The sequence below is a fragment of the Chlorogloea sp. CCALA 695 genome, from assembly GCF_003003885.1.
Classification (GTDB): Bacteria; Cyanobacteriota; Cyanobacteriia; order Cyanobacteriales; family Chroococcidiopsidaceae; genus Aliterella.
In genome coordinates this window covers 1-23,567 of sequence record NZ_PVWN01000063.1, presented here as the reverse complement: position 1 = coordinate 23,567, position 23,567 = coordinate 1, and the positions used below count along the sequence as shown (strand labels likewise).

Annotated in this window: 20 protein-coding genes; 9 read left to right on the top strand and 11 right to left on the bottom strand. The window is 41.3% G+C overall.

From position 1 onward, the window contains the following. Positions 1-21: 21 nt before the first annotated feature. Entirely contained in the window at positions 22-1,755 is a 1,734-nt protein-coding gene (locus C7B70_RS21285) for a R3H domain-containing nucleic acid-binding protein (RefSeq protein WP_106370971.1), read from the bottom strand. A gap of 56 nt (positions 1,756-1,811) precedes the next feature. Beyond that, a complete protein-coding gene (gene ldpA / locus C7B70_RS21280) occupies positions 1,812-2,909 on the bottom strand; it encodes a circadian clock protein LdpA (RefSeq protein ID WP_106370967.1) in 1,098 nt (365 codons plus the stop codon). A gap of 266 nt (positions 2,910-3,175) precedes the next feature. On the opposite strand from ldpA, the gene C7B70_RS21275 reads away from it, so the two are divergent. The 4 genes from C7B70_RS21275 (at position 3,176) to ftsH3 (ending at position 8,071) form a co-directional block, all read left to right on the top strand. Then, positions 3,176-3,583: a hypothetical protein gene (locus tag C7B70_RS21275; RefSeq protein ID WP_106370966.1), complete on the top strand. Its 408-nt coding sequence runs from the start codon at positions 3,176-3,178 to the stop codon at positions 3,581-3,583. Between the two features lie 3 nt (positions 3,584-3,586). After that, entirely contained in the window at positions 3,587-4,852 is a 1,266-nt protein-coding gene (locus tag C7B70_RS21270) for a glutamate-5-semialdehyde dehydrogenase (RefSeq protein WP_106370965.1), read from the top strand. Continuing rightward, positions 4,839-5,639, top strand: coding sequence for an aminotransferase class IV (locus C7B70_RS21265; protein WP_106370964.1), 801 nt, complete (start codon positions 4,839-4,841; stop codon positions 5,637-5,639). Before C7B70_RS21270 ends, C7B70_RS21265 begins: the two co-directional genes overlap by 14 nt. Before the next feature lie 590 nt (positions 5,640-6,229). Further along, positions 6,230-8,071: an ATP-dependent zinc metalloprotease FtsH3 gene (gene ftsH3, locus C7B70_RS21260; protein WP_106370963.1), complete on the top strand. Its 1,842-nt coding sequence runs from the start codon at positions 6,230-6,232 to the stop codon at positions 8,069-8,071. 88 nt (positions 8,072-8,159) lie between these two features. On the opposite strand, the gene C7B70_RS27200 is transcribed toward ftsH3, so the two are convergent. The 4 genes from C7B70_RS27200 to C7B70_RS21240 form a co-directional block, all read right to left on the bottom strand. Further along, positions 8,160-10,013 (bottom strand): DUF2382 domain-containing protein, encoded by a 1,854-nt coding sequence (locus tag C7B70_RS27200; protein WP_199192426.1) that lies wholly within the window; start codon positions 10,011-10,013, stop codon positions 8,160-8,162. A gap of 212 nt (positions 10,014-10,225) precedes the next feature. Then, entirely contained in the window at positions 10,226-11,161 is a 936-nt protein-coding gene (locus C7B70_RS21250; RefSeq protein ID WP_106370962.1) for a DUF2382 domain-containing protein, read from the bottom strand. Between the two features lie 283 nt (positions 11,162-11,444). Next, complete coding sequence (locus C7B70_RS21245) at positions 11,445-12,332, bottom strand: DUF2382 domain-containing protein (protein WP_106370961.1); 888 nt, start codon at positions 12,330-12,332, stop codon at positions 11,445-11,447. Between the two features lie 100 nt (positions 12,333-12,432). After that, entirely contained in the window at positions 12,433-13,275 is an 843-nt protein-coding gene (locus C7B70_RS21240) for a DUF2382 domain-containing protein (RefSeq protein WP_106370960.1), read from the bottom strand. 153 nt (positions 13,276-13,428) lie between these two features. On the opposite strand from C7B70_RS21240, the gene C7B70_RS21235 reads away from it, so the two are divergent. Next, entirely contained in the window at positions 13,429-14,058 is a 630-nt protein-coding gene (locus tag C7B70_RS21235; RefSeq protein ID WP_199192425.1) for a bifunctional 4-hydroxy-2-oxoglutarate aldolase/2-dehydro-3-deoxy-phosphogluconate aldolase, read from the top strand. On the opposite strand, the gene C7B70_RS21230 is transcribed toward C7B70_RS21235, so the two are convergent. Beyond that, a complete protein-coding gene (locus C7B70_RS21230; RefSeq protein ID WP_106370959.1) occupies positions 14,055-15,101 on the bottom strand; it encodes a PstS family phosphate ABC transporter substrate-binding protein in 1,047 nt (348 codons plus the stop codon). The genes C7B70_RS21235 and C7B70_RS21230 overlap by 4 nt on opposite strands. Before the next feature lie 31 nt (positions 15,102-15,132). Next, complete coding sequence (locus tag C7B70_RS21225) at positions 15,133-16,356, bottom strand: Na/Pi cotransporter family protein (protein WP_106370958.1); 1,224 nt, start codon at positions 16,354-16,356, stop codon at positions 15,133-15,135. A gap of 309 nt (positions 16,357-16,665) precedes the next feature. Here C7B70_RS21225 and C7B70_RS21220 point away from each other — a divergent pair, with 309 nt between their 5' ends. Further along, positions 16,666-17,259, top strand: a complete 594-nt coding sequence (locus C7B70_RS21220; RefSeq protein ID WP_106370957.1) for a 2OG-Fe(II) oxygenase — start codon at positions 16,666-16,668, stop codon at positions 17,257-17,259. Between the two features lie 51 nt (positions 17,260-17,310). Further along, positions 17,311-17,997: a glutathione S-transferase family protein gene (locus C7B70_RS21215; protein WP_199192424.1), complete on the top strand. Its 687-nt coding sequence runs from the start codon at positions 17,311-17,313 to the stop codon at positions 17,995-17,997. On the opposite strand, the gene C7B70_RS21210 is transcribed toward C7B70_RS21215, so the two are convergent. Both C7B70_RS21210 and uvsE read right to left on the bottom strand, forming a co-directional pair. Beyond that, on the bottom strand, positions 17,977-19,605 hold the full coding sequence (locus C7B70_RS21210; RefSeq protein WP_233221036.1) for an Hsp70 family protein: 1,629 nt from the start codon (positions 19,603-19,605) through the stop codon (positions 17,977-17,979). The genes C7B70_RS21215 and C7B70_RS21210 overlap by 21 nt on opposite strands. Then, positions 19,587-20,531: a UV DNA damage repair endonuclease UvsE gene (gene uvsE / locus C7B70_RS21205; protein WP_106370955.1), complete on the bottom strand. Its 945-nt coding sequence runs from the start codon at positions 20,529-20,531 to the stop codon at positions 19,587-19,589. Before uvsE ends, C7B70_RS21210 begins: the two co-directional genes overlap by 19 nt. Before the next feature lie 406 nt (positions 20,532-20,937). Here uvsE and C7B70_RS21200 point away from each other — a divergent pair, with 406 nt between their 5' ends. After that, on the top strand, positions 20,938-21,159 hold the full coding sequence (locus tag C7B70_RS21200) for a hypothetical protein (protein WP_106370954.1): 222 nt from the start codon (positions 20,938-20,940) through the stop codon (positions 21,157-21,159). A 65-nt stretch (positions 21,160-21,224) separates the two neighbouring features. Next, a complete protein-coding gene (locus C7B70_RS21195; protein WP_106370953.1) occupies positions 21,225-22,112 on the top strand; it encodes a mechanosensitive ion channel family protein in 888 nt (295 codons plus the stop codon). 10 nt (positions 22,113-22,122) lie between these two features. Here the strand turns inward: C7B70_RS21195 and argJ are convergent, their stop codons facing one another. Beyond that, entirely contained in the window at positions 22,123-23,460 is a 1,338-nt protein-coding gene (gene argJ / locus C7B70_RS21190) for a bifunctional ornithine acetyltransferase/N-acetylglutamate synthase (protein WP_106370952.1), read from the bottom strand. Between the last annotated feature and the right edge of the window lie 107 nt (positions 23,461-23,567).

Here is a 23,567-nt window from a genome sequence, read left to right as displayed (position 1 = left end):
ATTCCTGGTTTTTTTTATATATTACGCCGGATAAATCCGTAAGCGGCGATTAGGTTCATCACCAAAACTGTCAGATTTAAGGCGATAGTGTTCCACAAGTTCGTGCTGCATCTTCCGCACTTTAGCCGATCGCGGTAATAACTCTACAGGTTGTCCTTTAGGAATAACTATTTGCTCTACCGCCAGCCTTGTTTCCTCCAACGCATCCATTTCATCGTCGCTACCATTAGGACTAAATAGCTTCATTTCCCGCTCGTCACCGAGTCCTGGATCGTCCATATTTAAAAGCCGCCGTAAAGACCGAGTAATTTGCGGAATTGTACTAGCTTTAATCATATGAATAGGAACTTGCCGAACTCTAGCAATATGACGCAACTTAGAATGACTCTTAAGGTGCGATCGCAATGCTAAAATCCCATCCGCCCCATCAATATCTTTTGTCAGCACTATCGGCAAATTCAGCACTTCAATTATTTGGTCTAATTGGCTGCGACTGACACCGTAGGGGTAAATATGCAAAGGCAAATCTTCGCCATTGGGGCCAGGAGTGGGGCTATAACCAAAACGGTCAAAAGATTCTTCTAGTAAGCGGTCAAACTCCCCTTCCCCAGAAATGCGCCCAGTAGTTACTTGTGGCATCGGTAACATTTTACCTGTTTCTCTCCATCCAGGCGATCGCATAGTAGTTAGATTTGACTCTAATATCTCCTCTCCACCTTGCCAAGAACTATTAGGGCGGACAGTTTTAATTACAGTCGGTTGTTCTTGAGTAATCGTCACCTTATTATCGTCCCCAACCGTTCTAACTTGTGGTGTTGGCTGCTTCCCACGCAACAAATTGTCTACAGTATCGGCGACGCTTTCGTGGATTACCCAACGTTGGCGCTCTTGCATTTCTACCGCAATTTCAAAAGTCGGCGGGGCTTTGCGCTCTAAAACAGTTTTTTGACTCCGCCGCCGTCTTGCTTCCTCATCTCCTAGCGTTACCGCCTGAATACCGCCGACTAAATCGGACAAAGTAGGGTTTTTAATTAAATTCTCAATTTGGTTGCCGTGAGCCGTCCCAACTAGCTGTACGCCTCGCTCGGCAATGGTTCGGGCTGCCATAGCTTCAAGTTCTGTGCCAATTTCGTCAATCACGATCGCTTCGGGCATATGGTTTTCTACCGCTTCAATCATCACTTGATGCTGAAGTTCCGGGCGCGATACTTGCATTCTTCTTGCTCTACCGATGGCTGGGTGGGTAACATCGCCATCTCCAGCAATTTCATTAGAAGTATCGATAATGACTACGCGCTTGTGAAGTTCGTCTGCCAAAACACGGGCAATTTCCCTTAAAGCCGTAGTTTTTCCTACCCCTGGACGACCGAGCATTAAAATTGATTTACCTGTCCCTACCAAGTCGCGGATCATGTCAATTGTGCCAACAACCGCTCGACCAACACGACAAGTTAAACCAATAATTTTCCCTGTGCGATTGCGGATAGCACTAATCCGGTGCAAAGTTCGCTCAATTCCGGCGCGATTGTCGCCGCCAAAGTGTCCGACGCGCTCAATACAATCATTCAACTGTTCTTGAGACACCGGAACTTGGCATATATACTCGGCGCGATCAGGGAAACGGGCTTCGGGTAAGCGACCCAAATCCATTACCACCTCAACTAAGCTATCCCGTAATTCGTGTTGCTCTAGTGCTTGTTGAATTTCTAAGGGCAAAATGTCAATTAGTTTTTGGAGATCGTCTGTAATCTGCATTCTTTCTACAGTGACGTTATTAACGTAGAGCGATAGGGCAAAGGGAGCGGAAAATTTTAGCAAGCAATTGGTTTAAGCTGAGAAACTAGAGTTTGAGCAATGTTCACAGCTTCCCAAAGTAATTGGGGTTCTTGTTCTAAGCCAACAGTTGATACTTCATTATTTTTATCAGTTTGTAATTGTTCTAATCGTTCTAAAATTGGCGATAATAATGTACGCGCATAACTACCGTAAGCAACCCCAGCAATGCGACTCCCTCCTAAATTACTGCCTAACATCCCTAGTTTTTGCAACTTGGGGACGGTATAGCGATTAGTTCCTCCTGCTAACTGCACGTAGCCGGGTAACTTAGCTTTTAAAACTTTCTGTGCGAGTTTTACCGCCGCAATCGTTGTACCATCTCCAATATCGCCGCTCATGGGTCGCCCGTCGGTTTGCCAGATTAAAGCATTTTTTAAAGGTGAAATTAGTTTGTATATACTCCATAAATAGTCAATTAATCCTTCCCCGTCGGGACAGCTAATTGCTACTAATTTCAGCTTGCTAACCCAAGGCTTAACGCTAGTCCACAAGTTAGCAAATTCTGCATACTGCCCTACTTGGGTATGAATTTCAACCGCATCGACTCCTTGAGATAATACTAAGCTGGCGAGCGCCTCTTTTTGAACTACGTAAGAATGAACCTTAATCAATTGACTGGGGCAAATTGGCAAACACCGCCCACAACCATAACAATTAGGCTCTAATACCCCAGAAAAATCATCCTCTAAGCGCTCAAATACAATCGCTTGCGCTGGGCAAATTGGTTCGCAAGGGCGATCGCATTCTGGAGGACAATTTGTGGAGTCAAAGGCAGCTTTACGAAAATGCGGATCTTCTCCAGCGTTCAAACTCACCATTAACCAAGGTAACTGTTTAATTCCATAGCCCCGATTTTGTGCTGCTTTTGTCATTAAACTTGCAACTTTCAGCGCTGCTTGGGCTGAGGCAATTACCGCCGCATCGGCAGATACATCAATACAATCTACACCCGAAAGAGCATAAGCTAAAGTTAAATTTCTTACCGAGGGTAGATGTTGAAAACTAGCTCCGCAAATCAGCTTGAGCCAGTTACCTTGTTGTAGAGAGCGTAAAGGATAGTAAGAATTAATCACCTCTATATGCTAGTGTGCTACGCAAACAAATAGCAGTGATTTTTAGCAAAATTTAGGTAAACTTTGAGTCAAAGCACAGAGATAACGGTCTGGATAATTAAAAAATGAGTGTTTTAGGATTATGGAAAATAAATATTTACCGCAGTGGCAACAATATCGAGATAGCCTCAAACGCCAACCTCTAGCCGATAAAAATTGAATTTATCAGGTTTATATAGAATAGAAATATATTTCAGCTACACTCAAGAAAAACTGTTTATTGGATAGTGCAATCTCGAAAGCCGCAAAAAATTGACCTTAATACCGACTACCCCTGTCCCTGTCGCCGTCAAGGGCGGTTAATTCCGATTGTCTTAACTGATGCGATGGGATGCGATCGCTGTCAAAAAATATTTGTAGTCGAAGAAAATGGCTATGCTATAGAGCAACTAGCAACAAACTACCCCCACAAACAAACTTGGCGATGGGTAGGAAATAGGTGGATAACGGCTCAATCTTATTTAAAGCAAAGTTATTTACCTATAGCTCTAGGTGCAATCGTCATATTACTATTTGTGTGGCTGCCCTCGGCATTGCACGTACCAAGTGGGGCGAACTTCTTAATCTGGGCAATGATCGCCGTAATTGTAGCTATAATACCAGCATTTATACATTGGCTGACTTACAGGCGTTAATAAATGACAGATAATGTGGCTGCAAATATTGAACCTGTGGTTACAGTAGAACGCGCCTATCGAGCGTCTTTAAAATTGAGCATTACCAAGGGAGGCGATCGCAGCAAGTCTGTTTGGGCTATGTCTCAAGCTCTCAAAAGGTCGGTCAATGACATTTTAGAAGCAAATACCCTAGACCTTGAAGCTAGTCGCGAAATGGCAGTACCAGAGCTAATTTTAGATTGGCTAAAGCTGACTCCAGAACGCTTGCAAGCAACCATAGAAATTTTGGAGCGTTTGGGGAAATTACCTGATCCTCTGCGCCGGGTAAGAAACGCTGAATATCAACTTCAAGACTCACAAACTTATTGTCAGTTGATGCCTTTAGGAGTTATAGCGCTAATTTATGAGGCATTTCCAGAATTGGGGGCGATCGCGGCGGGGTTGTGCATTAAAACTGGCAATAGTTTAATTTTGCGAGGTGGTAGCGAGGCTAGTCATTCAAATTTCGCGATTGCCAAAGCGCTAAAATCTGCCTTAGATGAAACACATATGCCTAGTGGGAGCGTACAGTTGCTAAGTAGCGAGGGCGGTAGTGCAGTAGTTAGAGATTTAATCACTCAAGATCGCTACTTAAATTTAGTTATTCCCTACGGTCGTCCGAGTATGGTACAGCAAGTAATGCGACAATCTACCGCCCCTGTACTAAAAACGGCTATGGGCAATTGTTATTTATATTGGGCGGTGTCGGGGGGCTTGGAAATGGTGCGATCGATGATTTTAGATAGTCATCAAAGCCAGCCCGATCCGGTAAATGCGATTGAAAAGGTGCTGATTCATCGCTCTAGTCAACCGTCGTCGCTAGTAACTCTATGGAATAGTTTAAAAGAAAAAGGGTTTGAAATTAGAGGCGATGAGGAACTTTGTACAGCTTTTGCTGACTTAAAATTAGCGGAACCCCAGGAGTGGGATCGAGCTTATTTAAAAAAAGTTGTTGCTTTTATAGTTGTAGACAATTTGGAGGAAGCGATCGCGCTAATTAATTTGCATAGTAGCGGTCATGCAGACTGTATTGTTACTGAGTCTTACCAAGAAAGCCGCCATTTTGCCTTGGGAGTAAATAGTGCTTCTACCTATATCAATGCTTCGCCTCGTTTTGAGCGCAATCCATCTCAGGGCGACTCGGTGTTTTTGGGTATGTCCAATCAAAAAGGACAAAGGCGCGGTTTGATTAGTTTAGAAACTCTGACCACGCTTAAGCATATTGTTCAAGGTAATGGCAGATTTTAAAGCAGTTTCCAAGTTTTGGTATGACGGTAATTTAGTTGCAGGTAATACTCTTGAATTGGCAATTGACGATCCGGGGCTACTTTATGGCGCAACAGTATTTACAACTATGCGTGTGTATCAACACTCTCTAGAGTCTAAGTTGACTAATTGGGCGGAACATTGCGATCGCCTATCTAGTAGTTTGCAAGCTTTTGATTGGCAACAACCTAATTGGAAGCAAGTTAAACTAGGGGCGACTGCTATGCTGCAATATTTCCCTATTCTCCGCATTACTTTGTTTCCCGATGGTCGTGAGTGGATTACCGGGAGAGAATTACCCCCAAGTTTGACAATAGAGCAAAAATATGGTAGAGCGGCTTATATTGTAGAATTAGAACGCAGTTTAGCAGCACATAAAACCGGGAATTATTTGAGTGCATGGTTAGCGCAGAGTTTGGCGCGATCGCAAGGGGCGCAAGAGGCAATTTTGGTAAATGCCACTAGCGGTGAATGGTTAGAAACCAGCACCGGAAACCTGTGGGGATGGCAAGACGGCTGTTGGTGGACACCACCCCTGGAAGCGGGGATTTTACCAGGAATAGTACGAAGTCAATTAATTAACTGGCTGCAAAGGCAAAACTTAAAAGTACAACAAGCACCTTGGCGGCGCCAACTTGTCAAAGGGTTTGAGACGATTTGTTACACTAATAGTGTTGTCCAAGTTATCCCGATTCACACTATAACTCCACAGCACTACGATCCCGATCATTCAGCCATTAAGCTCCTTCAAGGATTGTTTGTAGATTGACATACTCTCCGCCATAAATGGTCGGGGATTCTTCCGGAGTCACCCCCTGGAATTACTGGTTCAACGAGTCCACTTAAATTAAATCCCTTGCGGTACTTAATCAGCGCGATGGTTCTCTCAAGCGACGTTTTGGGGGGAATCTTCCCCCCAAAAGCTCGCGCCCCAGTCGTTCACTCCATTACATTCGTCTCTTTCTGTATGCCCTACAGTATCGTTCAAACCTAATTAATTGGTTCTCTATGTACATGGTGTTTAAAACTTTTACCCACAAAAACATTTCTCTGTGGAACCCTATAGTTTCAGTTTTTCATGGTTCAGTGCATCGTTAGATACGAGGTTTTTAAAGTGGTTGATTACCTTTCAACTGTGCTTATTCTAACATAGTTCATGTGTTTTTAAGCACTCTGGAATTAATATAAAGCCGCCGTAGAACGGCAGGGCTTACGGGCCCACCTTTCCGGTAAAAAAACTCTGTAGCTATGCGATCCCTTAACATGGCAACTGCTGTAATTCTAAGTTAGATTAAGAATAGTTAACAATTGACTTAAAATACCTTCTTAAGTTAATTAAAGTCAAGAGGAGAAACCTCGGTGAATAAACGCTGGAGAAACGCGGGGCTGTACGTTCTGCTAGGCATTGTAGTTTTAGCATTGGGAACAGCATTTTTTGAAAAACAACCCCAAAGCCGTGAGACATGGCGCTACACTCAATTTATTCAAGAAGTTGAACAAGGTAAGGTTGAGCGTGTAGTTCTTAGTGCCGATCGCACTAGAGCGCAGGTAACACCCCAAGACGGTGAAAAGAAAATAGTAAATTTGCTTAAAGACGATTCCGAATTGATCGATATATTGAGTAAAAATAACGTCGATATAGTAGTTTCACCTCAAGCTGATGATAGTACCCTGTTTAGAGTTCTAAGCAGTGTATTTGTGCCAGTGCTACTATTGGTTGGCTTATTTTTCTTGCTCCGACGCGCTCAAAGCGGGCCTGGTAGTCAAGCAATGAATTTTGGCAAATCAAAAGCTAGAGTTCAAATGGAACCGCAAAGCCAAATCACTTTTGGTGATGTAGCAGGAATCGATCAGGCAAAACTAGAGTTAAACGAAGTTGTAGACTTCCTCAAAAATGCTGACCGTTTTACAGCCGTAGGCGCAAAAATTCCTAAAGGCGTACTGTTAGTTGGGCCTCCCGGAACTGGCAAAACCTTATTAGCTCGTGCGGTAGCTGGAGAAGCAGGAGTTCCTTTCTTCTCAATTTCTGGTTCAGAATTTGTCGAAATGTTTGTCGGTGTGGGTGCGTCCCGCGTCCGCGACTTGTTCGAGCAAGCCAAAGCCAATGCTCCTTGTATCGTATTTATTGATGAAATCGATGCTGTAGGTCGTCAACGGGGCGCAGGTTTAGGCGGCGGTAACGACGAAAGAGAGCAAACTTTAAACCAGTTGCTTACCGAAATGGATGGTTTTGAAGGCAATACAGGAATTATTCTTATTGCTGCAACTAACCGCCCAGACGTTTTAGATTCAGCTTTACTACGTCCTGGTCGTTTTGATCGCCAAGTTGTAGTAGATCGCCCCGACTATGCAGGACGGGCAGAAATTCTTAGAGTTCACTCTCGCGGCAAAACTTTAGCCAAAGATGTTGACCTAGATAGAATTGCTCGGCGGACTCCTGGGTTTACTGGTGCAGATTTGGCTAACTTGCTCAATGAAGCGGCAATTTTGGCAGCGCGTCGTAGTTTGACCGAAATCTCTATGGATGAAGTCAATGATGCGATTGATCGCGTCCTCGCAGGGCCAGAGAAGAAAGACCGGGTAATGAGCGAAAAGCGCAAAACCTTGGTAGCTTACCACGAAGCAGGTCATGCTTTAGTTGGGGCGCTGATGCCAGACTACGACCCCGTACAGAAAATTAGCATTATTCCTCGTGGTCGCGCGGGTGGTTTGACTTGGTTTACCCCAAGTGAAGACCGCATGGATACTGGATTATACAGCCGCTCTTACTTAGAGAATCAAATGGCTGTAGCTTTAGGCGGTCGAATCACTGAAGAATTAATTTTTGGTGAGGAAGAAGTCACAACGGGCGCGTCTAGCGACTTGCAACAAGTGGCAAAAGTAGCTCGTCAAATGGTAACTCGATTTGGGATGAGCGATCGCCTAGGACAAGTTGCTTTAGGTCGTCAGCAAGGTAATATGTTCCTCGGTCGGGATATTGTCGCCGAGCGCGATTTCTCTGAAGAAACCGCCGCCGCTATTGATGATGAAGTACGCAAGCTTGTAGATGTAGCTTACCGTAGAGCCAAAGAAGTGTTAGTCAGTAACCGTCACATTCTTGATACTTTGGCAGCTATGCTCATTGAAAAAGAAACTGTAGATGCTGATGAGTTGCAAGAATTGTTAGCAAACAGCGATGTCAAAACTGCTTCGTTAGCTTAAGTAACAGATACAGAAATAAAGCAGGGTGATTCTAGTGTTAGAATCACCCTCTTTTTTTAAGAATATGGAAAGGTTGCGTTGCTGATTTTTAGTTTTGTGATGGCTTAATTGAGCAACGATCTACCCATTCTTGATAAGTTTGTTGGCGCTCGGCATCCTCTACAACTATTTCTATGCGGATTTTTTTGTATCCTTGATTGCGCTCAAGGGCGATCGCATTTAGCAGTAAACTTGCTATTTTAGCGGAGGTAAATTCACCGGATACAATTATTTCATTACTTTTGGCTACGCTTCCAACTTGAGCCATATTTGCTCTAATTGTAGCTAATTCAACTCCTTGATCGCTAGAGCCTAAATCAATCTCTGCAAGTTGTATAGTTTCTGCACCCACTTGCTCAATAATCAATTTTTCTCGTCTGATTGGCACTTGTACCATTTCAGTTTCGATCTCTTTTCTAACAACTATCTCACCAATCTTCTGCCTATTAATATCTACTATTAGGCGTTCTTCTAGTAAAGGAATACTTGCACCTACCGCTATGGCTGCTGCTGCTATACCTATATTCATGTCATTTGTTTCTTCTGCTATTTCTGACTGCTGACTTGTCTCTATTTCGCTTTCTATTGCCGTTACTTCTGTAAATTGATTTACATTATCGGTTTGTGATACTAACTCATGATCGGCAAGCAAGTCTATCTCGCTTGTTTCTGTTTCGATCTCCGCAGGTTGACTAATATCAAATTCGCTACTTATTGGTATCATTTCGGGAGTCGCAAGAATGTCTGTTTCTTCTCCCATGTACATCATTTCGGGAGTCGCAAGAATGTCCATCTCGCCAAATTGATTGCTATCAATTTCGTTACTTGTTGACATCATTTCGGGAGTATTGAACAAGTCCATCTCGCTTGTTTCTTCTTGCATTGGTATCATTTCAGGAGTTGCAACAATGTCTATTTCTTCTCCCATATCCATCATTTCGGGAATTGCAAGAATGTCTGTTTCTTCTCCCATATCCATCATTTCGGGAGTATTGAACAAGTCCATCTCGCTTGTTTCTTCTTGCATTAGTATCATTTCGGGAGTTGCAAGAATGTCTGTTTCTTCTCCCATATCCATCATTTCGGGAGTCGCAAGAATGTCCATCTCGCCAAATTGATTGTTATCAATTTCGTTACTTGTTGACATCATTTCGGGAGTATTGAACAAGTCCATCTCGCTTGTTTCTTCTTGCATTAGTATCATTTCAGGAGTTGCAAGAATGTCTGTTTCTTCTCCCATATCCATCATTTCGGGAGTATTGAACAAGTCCGTCTCACTTGTTTCTTCCCCGATTAATATCATTTCGGGAGTATTGAACAAGTCCATCTCACTTGTTTCTTCCCCGATTAATATCATTTCGGGACTATTAAACAAGTCCATCTCGCCAAGTTGATTGCTATCAAGTTCGTTACTTGTTGACGTAATTCCGGGACTATCAAACAAGTCCATCTCACTTGTTTCTTCTTCCATGTTAAGAGTAATGAACAAGTCAGTATTTTCTCCGATGGACATCATTTCGGGACTATTAAACAAGTCCATTTCGCCAAATTGATTACTATCAAGTTCGTTACTTGTTGACATCATTTCGGGAGTATTGAACAAGTCTATCTCGCTTGTTTGTTCTTTCATGTCAGGAGTAGTGAACAAGTCTGTTTCTTCTCCGACAGACATCATTTCGGGACTATTAAACAAGTCTAAGTTATCTTCTTCTAGCATCCCAGAATTGGCAAACAGGCTCATTAAATCATCATCTGATGATTTGTTAGGCAAATTTGGCTTTTCAAATAAAGATTCAATGTTTTTATCATCTTGCTCCTTAGAGTCATCAGGTGTATTAGAAGACTCAGTATTCGATGTATTATCATCTTCGTACTCAGAATTATGACGCTTTGAACTATTCATATTTATTACTACCTATTGATTTTATGCGTTTATTTTCAAGCCGTTCAATAAGAACAAATGATAACTTCAGGAAAGCAAATTGACAATTATTATGAGTGTATTCTATCTGCAAAAGTGCAGGCAGGACATAAATTATGCCCTGCCTGCACCAGTTTAGCTATAAATCTGTTTGACAGCAGATGTAATAGACGCTTGAAAGTTGCTAGTCTAGCTTAAATGCGATCGCGTCTCTCATCAACCGGGATTCCACTAGTATTTACATCTAATTCTTCGCGGCGTAATGTTTCTTTCGCTTCAACAGTTTCGCTCTCTACTTCTTTTCTTACCTTAACTTCTTCTCTGACAAAGGCTTCTTTGTGAATGTCAGCAGTTTCTTCATAGATTTCGACGCGAGCAACTTCTCCACCACCGAAGGTTGCTTCACCTGGACTTACGGCTACTCCTGCATTAGTGGGTGTAACTCGCTCGATGACAACGCGCTCTTTTTCGATTGGTACTGATACTTGTGCTGTTTCAGTCTCAATATGCTTACCGATAGTTACATCGCCTGTTTTAACGCGCTTCTTGTTAGCGATTAGACGTTCTTGATATAGTTTGAGTGTTTGATTATTGTCTTTAACATCAAACAATTCTGGCTCGTGTTGATAGTTGTAGGTGTCGCGGCTGTAAACTGGGGTAGCAGCAGTCATACCAGCAGTAGAAGCAACATCTAGGGGTGCAGAGGCTTCTAAGGGCATGGAAACGTCTACAGGACGAGCAGTGTCTGTTACTGCACTCGTAGAAGCGCCAACGGCGGGTGTACGATATACACCTCTAACTTTTTCTTCGTAATCGTAATCTACAGCTAGGCGATCGCTAAATTCTGGCAAACTCTCAGCTTGCTCTCTAGTCATCCCAATTGCATATACGCGATCAGAACCTTGATCGATCTGTGAGCGACCTACTGGTAGTAAAACTTGCTTGCCAAAAATCCAAAACCCTAAATCTACTACTAAATAGCGAAACTGTCCATCTTCATCAACTAAAATATCGTTGATAGTACCTATTTTCTCATCTGCTTGAGTGTAAACTCCCATCCCTTTAAGATCCGAATCACCAAGACTATCGCGATAAGCTGGATCGTAATCTGCAATTTTTACTAATGGCATAAACAAAACCTTTATTTTTTCATTTCGTTACTTCCTAAATTTATTAATGAATTAACTTTGTTACATCTTCCTAACGATGGAATTAACTTATCTTTGTTACCTACGAAAGATAGACATCTCAAAAATAATAAAATTTAACATATTGAAATCTTATTAAGCTTTTACAACATTACTTTGGCTAAAATTTTATTGAATTATAGGTAATTTAGAAAAATAGTCACTCAATAACCTAGCATTTCTACAAAGTCTAAAAATGCTAGGTTATTCTTTGTATTTAAAATATTTAATTGTCTTGAGTATCAATATCTAAACGACCGCTTGTGTCAATATCTAACTCCTCCCGGCGTAGAGTTTCTTGAGCTTTAACGGTATCAACATCTACTTCTTTTTTAATTGTTACTTCTTCACGTACAAAAGCTTCTTTATGGACATTAGCGGTTTCTTCATAAACTTTCATTCTGACCAATTCTCCCTCTTGAAAATTTACATCTTTAACAGCCGTTGCATTTTTATTTGTTGGGGTGCTACGTTCAATAACGATGCGGTCTTTTTCTAGAGGGAGAGAAATATTAGCAATTTGGGTTTCAACGTGTTTAGCTAAAATTACTTCTCCGGTTTGCTGACGTTTTTTATTAGTAACTAACCTTTCTTCGTACAACTTAAGAGTTTGATGATTATCAGGATCTAAGTCGTATAAAGATGGATCTTGTTGGTAGTCATAATTAGGGCGATTACTTGTTTCAACGGGGGAAGAAACTGGGTGAGATGGTACTAAATTTATACTAGGTTCTTCAAGAGATTTCATCACTGGAGAATGATAAACTTTTTTTACCTGCTCCTCATGTTGGTGATCAGGAGTTTTGCTTTCGTGATATTCAGGTAAATCTTCTATTTGTTTTTTATTAACAATACCTATAGCATTTATGCGTTTTGCTTTGGCATCAATATGACATTTACCAACGGGTAATAAGACTTTTTTGCCAAAAATCCAAAAGCCTGTATCTATGACAAAATAACGAAAACGTCCTTGTTCGTCAACTAAAGCATTTTCTATACTGCCAATTTTATCATCCGATCTTCCCGCATATACATCAAGTCCTTTAATGTCGTCGCCATCAAACAATTCTTCTTTGTAATTGGGGTAAAATTCATCTAATTTATAAAGTGTCATAATTAACAATCCAGTTTATTTATGTTTTATTTTTGAACAAAACAGCAAAATCTTATATTTGCTGTCTTGCTTAGTAATAAGTTGGCAATTTAATTATTAATTAAATGCTGTTATCTACACTTGTTGAATCAGAAGTCATGGTTGGATTGCCTTCAGTATTGATGTCTAATTCTTCTCGGCGGATTGTTTCTTGAGCTTCTACAGTATCTTGATCGACAACTTTAGTTACTCTAACTTCTTCGCGGACAAAAGTTTCTTTGTGAAACTCTGGCTTTTCTTCATACAATTCTATACGAGCTACTTCACCAGATTGAAAATCAGTTTCGCTAGGTGTAACTATTTGACCTATAGTTGAAGGTGTTGAACGTTCAATGACTACTCTTTCTTTAGTAATTGGTACAGAAACTGTTGCTGTTTCAGTTTCAATGTGTTTACTAACTGCGACTTCACCAGTTTTGACCCGACTTTTGCTAGCAATCAATCTTTCTTCGTAGAGTTTGAAAGTTTGATGGTTTTGATCACTTAAATTGTATAAAGAAGGCTCTTGCTGATAATTATAAGTGTTGCGGTCAGTAGATTGAGATGGAGGTTCTTGACGATACACTCCGCGAACTTGCTCCTCGTAATCGTAATCAACTACAATACTTTCGTTGTATACGGGTAAATGATCTACTTGTGTCTTACTTAAACCATCTACATAAACGCGCTGGGCATTATAATCAATTCGGGATAGACCAATTGGTAATAATATTTGTTTGCTTAAGTTTTCTACACCTGTATCAATGACTAAGTACCGAAACCGACCTTCATTGTCTACTAAAGCATCAGCTACTTTACCAATAGGATTACCACCTTCGGTATAGAGATCCATTGATTTAACGTCTTCTCCATTAAAGGTTTGACGGTATTGTGGATCGAAGTCTTCAAGCTTGTAAAGGGGCATATTTATCTAATACTTGATATTACCTAACTTCTACAGATTAGGAATATGTCTATTTAATTTCATCCTTCTGATGGCTGAAATAACTCAATCTTTAGGCTGAATAAAGATTGTCATCCACAATAAAAGTTATTTATTAGTGGAGTATTTTAAATAATGAAAATATCTAGGCAAAAATGGTTGTCATTGTTACAAAAAAATAAAGTAATTGCTGTCATTCGCTCCTTAGATCGAGATTTGGCGCTACAAATGGCTTTTGCTGTTGCGAAGGGGGGAATAGAATTAATTGAAATTACTTGGAATAGCGATCGCGCACCCGAAGTAATTTCCCAATTGCGTACCGAGTTGCCTAATTGTACGATAGGTACGGGAACGCTGTTAAACCTAAAGCAACAAAAAAATGCGATCGCATCGGGAGCGCAATTTTTGTTTACACCCCATACCGATATAGCAATGATTGGAGAAGCGGGAGATATCCCAATTATACCGGGGGCGCTGTCACCAACAGAAATTGTTACAGCTTGGAATGCAGGCGCAAGTTGTGTAAAAGTTTTTCCTGTGCAAGCTGTGGGGGGAGCAAGTTATATTAAAAGCCTACAAGCACCACTGGGACACATACCGCTAATTCCTACTGGAGGGGTGACGGTAGAGAATGCTAAGGGGTTTTTATTAGCAGGTGCGATCGCAATTGGACTTTCTAGAGAGTTATTTCCGCAGCAATTGGTAGATGCTGGAGATTGGGATGCGATCGCCCTTCACGCTAAAACTTTGCTGCAAGGGCTTTAAAGCTCTTTTTGTTGTACGCCAACTACCGAACCTTTGCCGCCGAAGATTGTACCCGTTTGTCCTCTATTAAACCGAGATTTTGCTGATTGCAGCGCAATATTTGGTAATGGTATATAGCCAACACTTAGCACCAGCTTTGAGTTTTCTGGTTTTAAATAGAAGTTTGTAAATGCCTTGACTTCAGGGCGCGTCGCCGCCGACTTTTTGACATATATAAATACTGGGCGAGATAAAGGTTGGTAACTAGAATCTCTCACCGTACTCGCACTAGGTAGAACGCACCCATAACCGCTATCGATAGCCACTAGCTTGAGTTTGTCTTTATTTGCCAAATAATAAGCATAGCCAAAGTAGCTTATTCCATTCGGGTTGGCAGCGATATTTTTTACTAAAGTTTTGTCGTCGGCGCTTGCTGTGTAATCGCTGCGGCTTTTCCCTTCTACACCGATAATTGCTTGAGTGAAATAGTCATAAGTACCAGATTCTTTGTCAGCGCCATACAAAGCTAAAGGTTGATTAGGGAAATCGGAGCGAATTTGATTCCAATTCGTAACTTTACCTGTAGCGGCTGGCTGCCACATTCTTTTAAGTTCGTCAACTTTGAGGCAACGGGCAAAACTATTTTGCGGATTTACAACAACGGATAGACCATCAAAGGCGATCGGCAACTCTATGTATTCCACATTGTTTTTTTTGCATAATTCCATTTCTGTAGTGTTAATCGGGCGAGAAGCATCGGTTATATCGGTTTTGCCAGCGCAAAACTTCTTAAATCCGCCACCAGTCCCAGAAACAGCAACTACAACTTTAACTTGGGGATGATTTTTTTGAAACTCTGTCGCCATTACTTCAGAAACAGGAAACACAGTGCTAGAACCATCTACTTTTACTGTCCCTGATAGTTGAGAATTATTGCCCTCTCGTGCCGTTAAAAATTCAGCAAATTCTTCGGGTGCTGTTTCTGTAACTTGATTGTTACTACAAGCAGTTGTGGCTAAAAGTAGAATTGCTAACGACAATATAGAACAAGTTTTTTTTTCCACTGTATTATCCTCGCGCTTGGCAGATTTATAATTAACGTGACGCTGGTAGTGCGACTTCTGGCTGCAATTGGCGATCGCCTGCTACATCGGGAATTAATTTTTCCAGTAACCTTGCTATCACTGGCAAAAAGAAAATAACTGCAACTACGCCAACTAAGTTAAAAACAATTTGAGCATTAGCTACTTGGCGACCTACTCCCGCGCCGCCAGAGATAGCCAAGACTAATTGCACCAATAGCGGCGTAAATAGGATGCCTAAAGCCACGCTGACTAGATTAAATAGCAAATGAAACACCCCAGTTCGCAAGGCTGGACGACCGCGCCCAATGGTCGCTACAAGGGTATCGGCGCAAGTGCCAATTTCTGCGCCTAGCATAATAGCGATTCCGGCGGGTAAAGAAATTAAGCCCGAACCTGCCAAAGTAATTACAATTGCCACAGTGGCAGAGGAGGATTGAATAATGACTGTAAAAATTGCTCCAACTACCGCCCCCAAGAGGGGATTTTGAGCGAGAGTTTGCATTAAGTCGATAAAAGGCTGGTACTCTCTAAACGGTTTCATCGCTTCGTCAATGGCTTCTAAACCGTAAAACATCAAGCCAAATCCTAATAGGACAATACCGAGATTTTTTAGCGTGCGTCCTTTGCCTACAAATAGCAGTAACAAGCCTGCAAACATCAATATCGGCACATACTTATTTATATCTAGGGAAATAATTTGAGCGCCTACGGCTGTACCAATATTGGAACCCAAAACTACGCCGAGGGATTGCACAAAAGTCAACACCCCTGCACTCACCATCGCAATGACCATAATGATCGTAACCGATGATGATTCTAGTAGAGTTGTGGCTACAGTTCCCGTCGCCACTCCCGCAAAACGATTGGTAGTACATTTGGCAAGCAAGTTTTTCATGCGATCGCTTCCCATGTCTTCTAGCCCTTCAGATAAGCGCGTTACGCCGTAAATAAACAAGACTAAACCCGCTAGCGCGCTCATTGTCATTGCAAAAAAGTCAATAGCTTCTTTCTCATTTGCTTCTTCACTAACTGGGGTGGAAGCTTGAGCAATTTTAAAGTTAGTTTTTGTTTGGGCTAGAGTGGAAGTTTGGACGCTAGAGCCAATAACTGGTAAACCAGAAAACAATTGCAGCGTTCTATTAGATAATGAAGGGGAGACGATTAATGCTGCAACTAAAAGACTAATGCTTAAAAACTTAAGGACTTGGCTGTTAAGCTTTTTCTTAAATAACACGGGTTAAAATGCTATTTGAATAACATTACGAGATTTACATCAACCACAGATAATTTTGAGAAAGTCTTTTTATTCAATTATTTAGGTATTAAATCATAAATACTTGTTTTAACTAATTAGTTAAACAAAGTTTATCTATCAATTAACCTTGCCTTAAGAAGTTTTTAACTTATAAATTTATTTTTAAAATTCCAAACAACTGATAATACAAGTAAATAAAAATAAGTATCCTTCAATACTCTATTTTTTTGCTAAAAAATATGCACCTAGAATATTACTTTTACAGCAGAGGTTAAACAAGCCTGATCTATGAGCTATTACCGCACCGTACAGAATACATTTAAGCCTAATTACCTTACCAAATTGCAAGCCAAGATTTTAGCTTGTCCTTATTTAGCAGTTAATAATCTCAACCGCGATTTTGTAGCAACAAAGGGGTTTTCTGTAGTTTTCCAGAGGTCACATATTAGCGAAGTTGAACGCTGCTTTCCGTTTTTTAAAAACTATCTGGGCGTTGCGTTACAAGAGGATTGTAATGCTTTTTATCTTAATCCTTTAGTTTTAAACCAAGGTTCGCGCGTCGATCCGCATATAGATCGCAGTTTGCGATCATATTGCAAAACTATCGAACCGCCAGCAATGGTAAGTGTTTTGTACGTCCAAGTTCCATCGGAGTTAGAAGGTGGCGAATTAATGTTACGTCACGGTAAAAAGCAAGTTGGCTGTATTAAGCCGCAATATAATACTTTGGTGCTTTTTCAAGGCGATTTGACGCACTCAGTAAATGAAGTTAAAAGTGCTGTTTCTAATCGTTTAAGCTTGGTTTGTGAACAGTACAATCTTGTAGAACGGGAACTTGAGCAAATTCCTGAGTTTACTATTGAGTCGAGAAAATTGAAGTAAAAATGCAAGAGACGTTGTATTGCAACGTCTCTACACCAAAATTCTTTTGTGATGTCTACTATGTTGAAATTTTATTACCACCCACTTTCCCCAATTTCGCGGCGGGTGTGGCTGCTACTTTTAGAAAAACAGATTCCCTATCAGCCTATTGAGGTTAATCTGGGAAATGGTCAGCAGTTTGAACCGGAGTTTTTGACAATTAATCCTTTTCACCATGTCCCTGTTATTATGGATGGTGATTTTCGGGTATTTGAATCTTTAGCAATTTTAGATTATCTTGAACTGCGTTATCCCGATCTAACTTTAATTACGACTGAAATTCAAGCAATTACTAAAATGCGAATGGTGCAACAAGTCACCGTAAACGAGTTAATGTCAAATGTGACTGCTGTTGTTAATGCCGAACAACAGCCTTTATCTGATACCCAACAGACGCGCCTAGCTACGGTTTGGCAATTTTTAGATGATGAGTTGCAGGGAAAAACTTATTTTGGGGGCGATCGCCTAAATCTGGGTGATATTGTGGCGGGTGCAACGATTCCGCTCTTTCATCGTTTGGGAGTCTCGCTGCATGACTACCCTTGCTTAGATGCTTGGCGACAACGTATTAGCGATCGCCAAGCTTGGCAACAAACTCAACCCGATGAATCTAGCTTTCAGCGATGGCAAAAGTGGGTTCAACTCCAAATTATGCGAAAAACTAAAAGTGAGGAAAAATTAACTCAACTGGGTTACTAATCGATCTTCTAATAACGTTTGATTTGTGAGCAAGTCTTCAACAGTCATTCGTAAAAAGCGCTGTCTATCAACGTAGAATAAAACTCGCAGACGATCGCTTCCAGGAAATCCAGGGGGGGTTAATTGAGCAATAGTTGCTGCACCGTCAGAATCGTTTAGTGGCTGTACTTGGATTTGACTATCTTTCTGGCGACGAGTAATCAACATTTCGCCATCATAATAAACCTCCGTTGCTCCCGTTTCGCTCCCCAATTCACCAATTATCAATTCAATACTTGGCTGACTTTCGACAGAAGCACCTAATACTAGCTCTACAGGATCTTGCATGGGGTACGGTTGCCCCGTTTTAATTAATGGATGCCAATTGTGGCGATTGTTACGCCTGTCCCAATAACGAACACCGTAACTATGATAGAGAAAGTCTTTTACTTCCACGCCTTGAGTAAGTTGTAATGCGCCAAGGGCGATCGCTTCAAAGGGTTTTTGATTGCTAATTAAAGCTGGATCGAAGTATTTTTGCACCCAATTTTGTACAGCAGGCATTTGCGACGTACCGCCAACTAATAGCACTGCATTAATATCAGCTATTTCTAAACCTTGTCGCCGCGCTTGATACAATAGCTGCGTCATACATTCGTCTAGTTGCTCAAAAAACTGATGTTCTTTGAGGATGGTTTCTAAAGTATCGCGGTTTAGTTCTAATTCGTAACTGTCTAGGGTTTCATCATCAAAATAAACTTCGCTTGCTCGATCTTGGGAAGATAGTTGTATTTTTACTCGCTCCGCCAACCTAGCAGTTAGTGATGTAGCGGCTAATTCTTGAGTTGTAGCGAAGTATTCAACTAACCAGTTATCAATATCTGTACCGCCTAAATTTTGTCCAGCTTTGGCTAGTACACGGGCAGTTTTTAGCTTTTGTCCAGATTTTTCAGCTAAAGATTTTTGCCCAAATTTCAGCAAAAATCCCAAAGGAGTTTTACCCGCTTGGATGCTTGCATCTAAACGTACCAAAGATAAATCTAACGTCCCGCCGCCAAAATCTATTACTAGCAAATTTTCTTTATCTGCCATACCATAGCCTAAAGCGGCGGCGGTAGGCTCATCAAGCATTCTAACTTGCTCTATAGGCAAAGTTTGGCAAGCTTCCCCCAGCCAGTGACGGTAAGATTCAAAGCTATCTACAGGTACAGTTAAAACTAATGATTCTATGCTTCCTAGTTGGGAAATTAGATTAGTTAAAAACCATGTTCCTATTTGCTCAAAAGTTATAACTTGTCCGTCTAATTCCGGTAAAAAGCCCTGAATATTTGCGCCAATACCGCGTTTGAAGCTGCGGAAAAATCTCGGATCGTTTTTACTATCGTAGCCGCGATCGCGTACTTGTTGCCCGATTAATACTTTACCTTCGGCGGCATTTTCTACGTACACGAGGCTAGGAATTAAAGGCGGATTAGTGCCAATTTGCTGAGATAAGCCAGGAATGCTAAGAGTTTCCGATTGTCCAGAAACGGGATTAGTGCGAGTTACACAAGTATTACTTGTCCCAAAGTCGATTGCAAGCATAGATAGCGGTACGACGGAGTTAAAATTTATTTTCTCATAAGCCATTCGGCTTCTACACGAGCAATTGCTTCTTCTTTGGCTTTTGCTTCAATTTCAATCCAAGGTGCTTCGCGGTAAACGCTAGGCATATCAGTAATAAAATCGCTATGAGTGCGATCGCTAAAACTATTTTGTCCGTTAGAAATATGTACTAATTGCCAATCTGGGTTAGTCCAAGTTTCTCTAGCTGCATAAAACATCTCCGCTACGGAGGGAGCATCGTAGCTTGTCAAACCTTCGTGGCAAATGTGATGATGGGCATCAAATACCATTGGTACACCCGACTTTTTGCATACTTCTAGAATCTCTGCGGAACTATAAGAGTATTCGTCATTTTCAAAGGTTAAGCGATCGCGGATATGCGTTGGTAATTCTGCTAATACTTCCACAAGCCGATCTATTCGTTGCGATTTTCCGCCGTGAATATTCATTAATGCCCAAGGACTGCGCGCAAGTCCGAGTAAATCAAATATTTTTGCGTGTCCTTCCAATATTTTGATACTATTTGCCAACACTTGCTCTGAATCGGAACTTAAAACCACAAATTGATCGGGATGAGAAACTAATCTAATGCCTAATTGTTGGGCTTTTGCGCCAATTAAAGCTAATTGCGCGCTCATTGATTCAAGGATTGTTTCGCCTAAATTGTCTTCCCAATCGCTCATCGGAAACAAGCCAGAAGGTAATCTATAAAGCTTAATTGAGTGTTGCTGACAAAAATCTACAGCTTTATCTAAACGATTGATATTGTCACTATAAAGACTCGTGAGCGTAGTTTGGCGTTCAGTTTCGCTTAGTTTTAAATAGCGAGTGCGCGTTATTGTCCGGTAGCGAATCTCTTTGGAAGCCGTGATACAGACTAATCCTAAAATTGGCAGATCTCGCGCCTTAAATATTTCTTTTTCTTGATTATCTAGCTGGGCAACAGTCATGGATTTTCTTTTGCTTTTTCTTTATTAAAACTATTTATTAGTTAACTATTAAGTATCTGAAGACAGAATTACCAGTTTTGCTGATTAATTCACCTTTCATCTGTCTAACGGCATATCTTATTAAATAGCTTTTGCTACTTTTGCAGGTGGTTTTTTTGTCAATCTATCCTTTTAGGCAATTAAGCTAAATCCCTAGGATCAGCCCAAATAAGGCATATTTTGAATATCTCGCTATAAAGGATAATGTACGTATTGTCAATATATCTAAATACTTCTTTAGAGTAATGGCAAACAAAAGAGATATTTCTTAAAGTAAAAATACAAGGGGAGACAAAATTTAAGTTTGTTTTGCACCGTCTAAATAGCTCTATCTAAATACAAACTCATCTCAAAAAAGATTAGCCTCATGAATAATCAGCAATCGTCAGAAGCAACAATGTTTTTAGATAGATTAAAAAATGGAATTTGGCTGCTTGGGACTTCGTCTTGGTTGTTTGGAATTACCGATAGAAGTATCGCCTCCTTTGCAGATGGATATTTATCAGCCTTAGATATAGTGCAGCTTTTTACTGCATCTTTCTTTTTTGTAAGCTGGTTATTTCTTAAACCTGTGTCTACATCAAGCTAAATAAGCAGTGTAAAAGTATTGGTGGCAATAAGTAGTAAAATTCTAGGCAAAACAAGCTTGAGCCTATGACTGAATTACTACAAGAAATCAAACTAAGCTTAATCCGTCTAACTGGTAGTGTTATAGAGTCATTACCAGGGATAATATTTGCGATCGCAATTCTCTTTCTAACTCGCTATGTTGCTAATTTAACCAAACGCCTAGCGACAGTAACAGGAAAACGGGTGCTAAAAAGTCATTCATTGCGATCTTTACTAACTCAGATTAGCTATGTAGCAAGTTGGGTAGCGGGAATATTATTTGCTTGTGTGATTGCTTTTCCTGACTTGGGGTTAGGCGATATTGTTGGTTTGTTAGGTTTAGGTTCGGTAGCGATTGGTTTTGCTTTTCAAGATATTTTCAAGAATTTCTTAGCAGGAATATTATTGCTATTAAACGAGCCTTTTCGTTTGGGCGATCAAATTATTGTCAACGAGTATGAAGGGACAATTGAAGAAATTACTATCCGCGCCACACAAATAAAAACTTACCAAGGAGAGCGCATAGTTATTCCCAATTCCATTGTATTTACAAGCCCCGTGCAGGTTTTGACCGCCATGCCTCATCGCCGTACAGATTTAGCATTGGGTATTGACTACAATACACCTTTAACTAAGGCAATAGACATTCTAGTTAAAACCGTTGCAACTGTACCCGGAGTATTACCCGATCCTTTACCAGAAGTGGATGCGGTGGGCTTTGGCGATAGTTCCATCGATTTAATGATTCGTTATTGGACAAAGCCGCAAAAAGTCCAAGTTCGCCAAACTAAAACCCGCGTAATTATTTCCTTAAAAACTGCCTGCGAACAAGCAGAGATTCCGATTCCTTACCCGATTCGCACCCTGTATTATTACAATAATGGGCAAGAAGGCGAAGTCTTTCCACCCTCCCCAGGCACTGATTTAGGGTAGATTGGCGCGCTTAAGTAGTGTACTCGGCATTAATTTTCACATAATCGTAGCTAAGATCGCATCCCCAAGCTGTACCCGTTCCTGAACCATTACCAATGCTGACAGAGATTAGAATTGTGTCATCTTTTAAATAACGATTAGCAGCGCTGCGTTCAAAAGGTACAGATTCACCATCTTCAACTAACAATAAATCGTTACTACTATTAACGCTAACTTTTCCCTGCGGAACAACACTACTTGCTTTTTGTTTCATATAGTTACTCGCTGCTACGCGATCAAAAGCTAGAGGTTGACCATTTTCCATTAGTAAAAAATCCCCTAACATAATCCGTAAGTTCTCTTGTTCAAAAGGGACACCAGCGCGCCCTGCCGCCGCCGCGATTCTGCCCCAATTAGGATCGCGCCCAAAAACGGCAGATTTGAACAAAGCCGAGCCAACAATCGTTTTAGCAACTTGCCTAGCGGCTTTTTCATCGGTAGCGCCAGAAACTTGCACTTCAATCAAACAAGTAGCACCTTCACCATCACGAGCGATCGCTTTTGCCAAATGCTGACAGACAGCCGTTAACATTGCCTCCAACTTTTCCGCCTCTGCATTCATTTCTGTAATTGCCGGAGTGCGAGATTGTCCATTAGCAAGAGCAATGAGGGAATCATTGGTACTCGTATCGCCATCAACAGTAATTTGGTTAAAACTTTTATCCGCCGCGCGGCTTAACATTTGTTGCCACAAAGCCGGAGAAACCACCGCGTCGCAAGTTACAAAAGCTAGGAGTGTAGCCATATTGGGGTGAATCATTCCCGACCCTTTACAGATGCCGCCAATGCGTACCGGGCGATCGCTAAACGTAGTTTCTAAAGCAATAGATTTTGTCACTAAATCCGTAGTAACAATCGCACTAGCTGCCGCATCACTGCCAGTATCAGAAGCCGCCGCCACGAGTTGAGGAATACCCGATCGCATAGCTTCCATTTTGATTTGTTGCCCAATTACACCCGTAGAAGCGAGTAAAACTGATTCTGAAGGAATACCAAAAGCTTGACCTAACAGCATGGCACTTTCAAGAGCATTCAGCCAACCTTGAGAACCCGTAGCGGCATTTGCTTGACCAGCATTACAGAGAATGGCACGAGCGCTAGGTTTGGCTTGTAGTAGCTGACGGCAGTAGTCTACACAGGCAGCACGGACTTGAGACGTAGTGAATACACCTGCTGCGATCGCATCCACATCAGATAAGATCAGCGCCAAATCTGGCAAACCCGAAGGTTTCAAGCCTGCTTTTATTCCCGCCGCCCGATAGCCTTTAGGTGCAGTCACGCCCCCAGTAATTTCGTGCCAGTCTGCCATGATGTTTGCCTGTACATTCGTTTAGCTTGGCATTATAGCTCTTGTAGAGAGACTTGCGATCGCAACCCGTAAAACTCCGCTTGCCGAAATCTAGTCCACTCACTGAT

Excerpts from the sequence above, each read along its gene's own strand:
- C7B70_RS21220 (WP_106370957.1), top strand. The coding sequence starts at position 16,666 with ATGAGCTATTACCGCACCGTACAGAATACATTTAAGCCTAATTACCTT.
- C7B70_RS21235 (WP_199192425.1), top strand. The coding sequence starts at position 13,429 with ATGAAAATATCTAGGCAAAAATGGTTGTCATTGTTACAAAAAAATAAA.
- C7B70_RS21210 (WP_233221036.1), bottom strand. The coding sequence starts at position 19,605 with ATGGCTTATGAGAAAATAAATTTTAACTCCGTCGTACCGCTATCTATG.
- C7B70_RS21270 (WP_106370965.1), top strand. The coding sequence starts at position 3,587 with ATGACAGATAATGTGGCTGCAAATATTGAACCTGTGGTTACAGTAGAA.
- argJ (WP_106370952.1), bottom strand. The coding sequence starts at position 23,460 with ATGGCAGACTGGCACGAAATTACTGGGGGCGTGACTGCACCTAAAGGC.
- C7B70_RS21250 (WP_106370962.1), bottom strand. The coding sequence starts at position 11,161 with ATGCCATTAGTAAAAATTGCAGATTACGATCCAGCTTATCGCGATAGT.
- C7B70_RS21200 (WP_106370954.1), top strand. The coding sequence starts at position 20,938 with ATGAATAATCAGCAATCGTCAGAAGCAACAATGTTTTTAGATAGATTA.
- C7B70_RS21240 (WP_106370960.1), bottom strand. The coding sequence starts at position 13,275 with ATGCCCCTTTACAAGCTTGAAGACTTCGATCCACAATACCGTCAAACC.
- uvsE (WP_106370955.1), bottom strand. The coding sequence starts at position 20,531 with ATGACTGTTGCCCAGCTAGATAATCAAGAAAAAGAAATATTTAAGGCG.
- C7B70_RS21245 (WP_106370961.1), bottom strand. The coding sequence starts at position 12,332 with ATGACACTTTATAAATTAGATGAATTTTACCCCAATTACAAAGAAGAA.
- C7B70_RS27200 (WP_199192426.1), bottom strand. The coding sequence starts at position 10,013 with ATGAATAGTTCAAAGCGTCATAATTCTGAGTACGAAGATGATAATACA.
- C7B70_RS21285 (WP_106370971.1), bottom strand. The coding sequence starts at position 1,755 with ATGCAGATTACAGACGATCTCCAAAAACTAATTGACATTTTGCCCTTA.
- C7B70_RS21215 (WP_199192424.1), top strand. The coding sequence starts at position 17,311 with ATGTCTACTATGTTGAAATTTTATTACCACCCACTTTCCCCAATTTCG.
- C7B70_RS21265 (WP_106370964.1), top strand. The coding sequence starts at position 4,839 with ATGGCAGATTTTAAAGCAGTTTCCAAGTTTTGGTATGACGGTAATTTA.
- C7B70_RS21195 (WP_106370953.1), top strand. The coding sequence starts at position 21,225 with ATGACTGAATTACTACAAGAAATCAAACTAAGCTTAATCCGTCTAACT.